Genomic DNA, 5245 nt, shown 5'->3' with positions numbered 1-5245 from the left:
AGGAAATTATAAAATAAAAATGTTGTGGATGACTGGAATTGCTAATAATAGCCACGTCCGCCCTGCGCCCTTTCTACGACTTATGAAGACTTGCCAGAAGAGGTTATCCAGTTTACAAAGCTATACATTCTCGATTATTTTGGATCCGCTGTCACTGCTGCCCCATTTGTTCGAAATCTCTTCACATCTTTTTCCTTCCACACATAAAGGAACTCGTTGCTTTTCGTTTTCATAAACAACGCTTATAATGTGATTGAAAGATAGGTTAAATTTAGTTTTCAAAAAGTAAATTTTTGTTCTGGAAATATATAATACGAGGGGTGATGTTCATGGTAAGTGTACATAGAGATGATTTTTGTCCGTGTGGAAGTGGGAAAAAATATAAAATTTGTCACGGGGCGCCCAAATCCAAGGTCATTCAAATGGATACTAGTCGTTATGAATTTGAATTGGAACGATTAGAATCAGATCTTCTAAGCTTTGCCTGGTACGAATATGAAGAGGAATTGTCGGAAATGTCTGCTTCGGAAGCCCGCAAATATAATATAGATGATCAAGAAGTAATAGAGATTTTGAAGTACGGCCTTTTAGAATGGGCGATTTTTTATCAATCTTATCGCAAGGGACAATCCCTATTTGATGAATTTTATCGAAGAGAGAGGTATGCAATAAAGTATGAAAATGTTAGAAAAACATTTGAAAGTTGGAAGGAAGCTGTTCCATCCATCTATGAAATTATTGATATTACAGACACCTCTGTCACGTTTAAAGACCGGAGAAGTAAGGAAACATATACGTTGCTGAATAAAGAGCAAGACCTGGAGATGGAAGAAGTATTTATAGGAATATTAGTTCCTTCCATCCAATCTTATGACTATATGCTTATTCTGACTCCAGTTGTGAATTCGGAAATGTTGTGCAACGACAATCATCCAATCTATCAGCTTACGGACGAAGAATTCATTGAAAACTATCCGGAAATTTTAGTGAAATCAAGAGTGAACGAACACTTGGATGATAATTTTGCTATCGAGTGGGCAGATCCGCTGTACGGAGAAGTTATTGAAATTGTGACAGAGCAGATGAAAATGAAAGGGGCAGTTTCCGATCATTTTTTCGATATGGCGATTGTAATATGGAAATTATATACGGAAGCGGTACGTCCGACAATCAGAAAACCTGAAGGATTTGCTGCAGCGATTGAATTCATTGTTTATAACGCTAATTATGAAGAAGATATGTCAAAAACAGAACTTGCAAGAAATTATGAAGTTGCTGTTTCAACCGTCACAAATAATATAAATAAAATGATGCCTGTCATCGTAAAAGAACTAACCAAAATACAAGAAGAAATAAATGAAATCATTTAACAACACGGAGTCAAAGGATTTATCTGGGACAAGGGCTCTGACCCCGTGTCCCAGAAGATTCCTCTCTTATCCAGTTTTTTTACGTTTTTCATTCTCGGAAATAATGTAGGCACATGCCGCGTCACCTGTAATGTTAACTGCTGTCCGCAGCATATCAAGCAGCCGGTCGATTCCAATTATTAGAGCAATCCCTTCAACCGGGAGCCCAATTTGCGAAAGGACCATTGCAAGCATGATTAGTCCGACACCTGGTACACCAGCCGTTCCAATACTAGCCAGTGTTGCTGTAAGAATAATCATAATGATTTCCGAGAATCCAAGATCAATCGCATACACTTGAGCGATAAACACAGCAGCTGTTGCTTGCATAATGGCTGTTCCATCCATATTGATTGTGGCGCCAAGGGGTTGAACAAAGCTGCTTATACTCTTGCTCACTCCAAGGTTTTCCTGAGCTGACTTCATTGAAATTGGTAAGGCTGCATTGGAACTTGACGTACTGAAAGCAACTGACATCGCAGGGAAAAATACTTTATAAAATGTCCAAGGATTTGCTTTTCCAAGCAGCCAGATGGCGAGACTATAAACAACAGCAGCATGGACAAATAACCCAAGGATAACAGTTCCCATATATGCTCCCATTGAGCCGATTGCATCAAGTCCTGCTCCGCCAATCGCCGAGGTAATAAGCGCAAATGCACCATATGGGGCTGCTTTCATAACTAGGTTAACAAGAAACATAAGAATGTCGTTGGCTTGCGTGAACAAACGTTGGATACCTTGTGTTTTATCTTGTAGAAAGGCAAGTGCAATACCGATGAAGATGGCAAATGCGATGATTTGCAACATATCACCAGAAGACATGGCAGACACTGGATTCGTAGGAATAATATTAACGATTGTTTCAACAACTGGCGGGGCTTCAGCCGCTTTGTAATCTGCGGCATCTACATCAAAGACACCTTCCGTCCCTGGCTTGATCATAAAGGCAAGCGCAAGGCTAATACATATAGCAATTGCAGTCGTAATAAGGAAAAAGCTAATCGCCTGAATTCCAATCCTACCTAGCTTAGCCGGCTCACCTAGACCAGCGGTACCGAGCACAATCGAGACAAAGACAATGGGAACAACGAGCATCATAATCAAGTTGATGAACACTTGACCAACCGGGGTTAATAAATACATATCAAGTGTTGAGAAAACGCTTTCAGGAATAAACGTTAAAATAATACCTGCAATGACACCAAGAACGAGGGCGATTAAAATCTTTTTCGTCAGACTCATCATCCGCCTCCTCATCTTTGTTGGTATGGGTTACAATTATATTCCCTATAGTTTATGCTTTTAAAACATAGTTAGAACAGAAATATTAACCCTGACGCACCACCAGCCATTCAAATGCTATCCAATTTAATACTTGGAAAAAGAACGGGAACTAAATCAGTACGAGAAAAAAGATTTTAGAAGAAGTATGTATTGAATGTAAAAATTTAAGCGGGTTAATCAAGGAAGTCTCCTTGAAAACCCGTTTTTTTACTTCTCTACGAAACAGCAGCTTTCATTCAGCGGAAATGTTTAGCACGTTCTCTTGGCTAGACCTCTAATCGCCGTTCAGTTGCCCGATGGACTGCAGACCTCCAAAGGTAAGTTGCACCCACTTAAGCTGAATGAAAGTAATAAGCAACTCAATAAAAAAATAACATGTATCACTATTAATCATACAAACTATTCGATATTATCTAGCAAAAGGCTTATAATGAAGGATAAGAGTGAAAAGAACGGCAACTTGAGGAATATTAATTGGAAGGGAGAGAGCGTCTATGGTGAATATTACCGATAAATTCGGGAGACCACTTCAGGATTTACGCATTTCTGTTACAGACCGCTGCAATTTCCGGTGCACATACTGTATGCCACGGGAGATATTTGGTCCGGATTATGCTTTTTTACCAAAGGAGCAATTACTAAGTAATGATGAAATCACAAGACTTGCGACTGCTTTCGTTGAGCTTGGCGTGAATAAAATTAGATTAACCGGCGGTGAGCCGCTATTAAGAAGGGATCTCCCACAACTGATTGAACAACTAAACGGAATTGATGGCCTTGAAGATATTGCCTTAACGACGAATGCCTCCCTGCTTCCGGTTAAGGCGGAAACGATTAAAAATGCAGGTCTGAAACGGATTAATGTAAGCTTGGATGCCCTCGATAATGAAACGTTTCAAGCGATCAATGATAGTGGAGTAAGTACTGAACGAGTGCTTAAAGGAATCGATGAAGCGCTGAAAGTCGGCTTGCATGTGAAAGTTAATATGGTCGTTAAGAAAGGCATGAATGAACAGGAAATTATCCCGATGTCGAAATTTTTTAAAGAAAAAGGAGTTACGTTACGATTTATTGAATTCATGGATGTTGGCACGACGAATGGGTGGGACTTCAGTAAAGTCGTAACGAAAAAAGAAATCCTTGACAACATTACGAAGCATTTTGACGTCGAGCCGGTTGACCCGGATTACCTTGGCGAAGTGGCGAAACGTTACCGCTATAAAGGAACAGATACAGAAGTCGGTTTCATTACATCTGTGTCTGAATCATTCTGTTTGACTTGTACCCGCGCCCGCATTGCGGCAGATGGGAAACTTTATACCTGTCTCTTTGCTTCCAGTGGGTATGACTTAAAGGATCTTGTCCGCTCGGAAACAGATGACGGAAAAATTAGAGAAACAATAGCTTCAATTTGGGGCAAGCGAACAGACCGGTATTCAGATGAACGCACAGAACAAACAGCGAAAAATAAGAAAAAAATCGAAATGTCTTATATCGGTGGTTAAAATGGATTGCGAGAAAAGAAAGGAAATGAAGTGATGAATGAACGATATTCGCGACAAGCTTTATTTAAACCGATTGGAGAATCCGGTCAGGAAAAAATCAATCAAAAACATGTTCTCATTGTTGGCTGCGGGGCCCTAGGAACAGCTAATGCCGCGAATCTCGTCCGGTCTGGAATTGGTAAACTGACAATCATTGATCGCGACTATGTGGAACTTAGTAACCTCCAGCGTCAGCAATTATTCACGGAAAAGGATGCGAAAAATCAAATACCTAAAGTGGTGGCAGCAAAAGAAAGGTTGAAAGCGATTAATCCGGAGGTGGAAATTGCCGCATATATTCTTGATGTTACTGGAGAGGACTTTGCACCACTGCTTGAGGGAGCGGATCTTGTAATTGATGCGACTGATAACTTCGACATTCGCTTCATTATGAATGACCTGATTCATAAATACAAGCTCCCATGGATATTCGGTTCTGTCGTCGGTAGTACAGGGATGAGCTATACGATTTTACCTGGTGAAACACCATGCTTAGCTTGTATTTTAAATACAACGACGATGACTGGCGCGACATGCGATTCAGTTGGAATCATTGCTCCGGCAGTACAAATGGTTGTTGCCCACCAATCTGCAGAAGCATTAAAACTGCTCGTAGAAGATGAAGAGGCTTTAAGAACCGAACTTGTCATGTTTGATCTCTGGTCCAATCAATATCAGACGATTAAGGTTGACCGGGCAAAAAAAGCAGATTGTCCAACATGCGGTACAAATCCGGCGTACCCAGCATTAAGTTATGATGAAAGAACAAAAACAGAAGTCCTCTGCGGCAGAAATACCGTACAAATAAGGGCGAAGCGTGACGTTGTTTTACCAGACCTTGCAAGCAAGCTGGGAAGGCTTGGTCAAGTTAATGTGAATGACTTTTTACTATCCCTTCAATATGATGATTTACGGATTGTTATTTTTAAAGATGGTCGGACTTTCATTCATGGGACCGATTCAATTGAACAAGCAAGGAAAATTTATTACCAGCTTGTTGGTTAG

4 protein-coding genes are annotated in these 5245 nt (G+C 40.4%); 3 read left to right on the top strand and 1 reads right to left on the bottom strand.

The features are described 5' to 3' along the window. Positions 1-329: 329 nt before the first annotated feature. A complete protein-coding gene (locus SPD53_RS19405; RefSeq protein ID WP_336253536.1) occupies positions 330-1370 on the top strand; it encodes an SEC-C domain-containing protein in 1041 nt (346 codons plus the stop codon). A gap of 66 nt (positions 1371-1436) precedes the next feature. On the opposite strand, the gene SPD53_RS19400 is transcribed toward SPD53_RS19405, so the two are convergent. Further along, positions 1437-2654, bottom strand: coding sequence for a dicarboxylate/amino acid:cation symporter (locus SPD53_RS19400; RefSeq protein WP_336253535.1), 1218 nt, complete (start codon positions 2652-2654; stop codon positions 1437-1439). A gap of 536 nt (positions 2655-3190) precedes the next feature. Between SPD53_RS19400 and moaA the strand changes: the two genes are divergently transcribed. Then, positions 3191-4201, top strand: coding sequence for a GTP 3',8-cyclase MoaA (gene moaA / locus SPD53_RS19395; protein ID WP_336253534.1), 1011 nt, complete (start codon positions 3191-3193; stop codon positions 4199-4201). Positions 4202-4234: 33 nt separating this feature from the next. Continuing rightward, positions 4235-5245 carry a MoeB/ThiF family adenylyltransferase gene (locus tag SPD53_RS19390; RefSeq protein WP_336253533.1) on the top strand — a complete coding sequence of 337 codons (1011 nt, stop codon included), beginning with the start codon at positions 4235-4237 and terminating at the stop codon, positions 5243-5245.

Origin of the sequence: Oceanobacillus sp. MO10714A, assembly GCF_037072045.1 — a bacterium.
GTDB classification, from domain to species: domain Bacteria; phylum Bacillota; class Bacilli; order Bacillales; family Amphibacillaceae; genus Oceanobacillus; species Oceanobacillus indicireducens.
This window is presented reverse-complemented; position numbering and strand designations above follow the sequence as displayed.

Bases quoted from the DNA above. Each gene is read 5' to 3' on its own strand.
- SPD53_RS19405 (WP_336253536.1), top strand. From the start codon at position 330: ATGGTAAGTGTACATAGAGATGATTTTTGTCCGTGTGGAAGTGGGAAA.
- SPD53_RS19400 (WP_336253535.1), bottom strand. From the start codon at position 2,654: ATGAGTCTGACGAAAAAGATTTTAATCGCCCTCGTTCTTGGTGTCATT.
- moaA (WP_336253534.1), top strand. From the start codon at position 3,191: ATGGTGAATATTACCGATAAATTCGGGAGACCACTTCAGGATTTACGC.
- SPD53_RS19390 (WP_336253533.1), top strand. From the start codon at position 4,235: ATGAATGAACGATATTCGCGACAAGCTTTATTTAAACCGATTGGAGAA.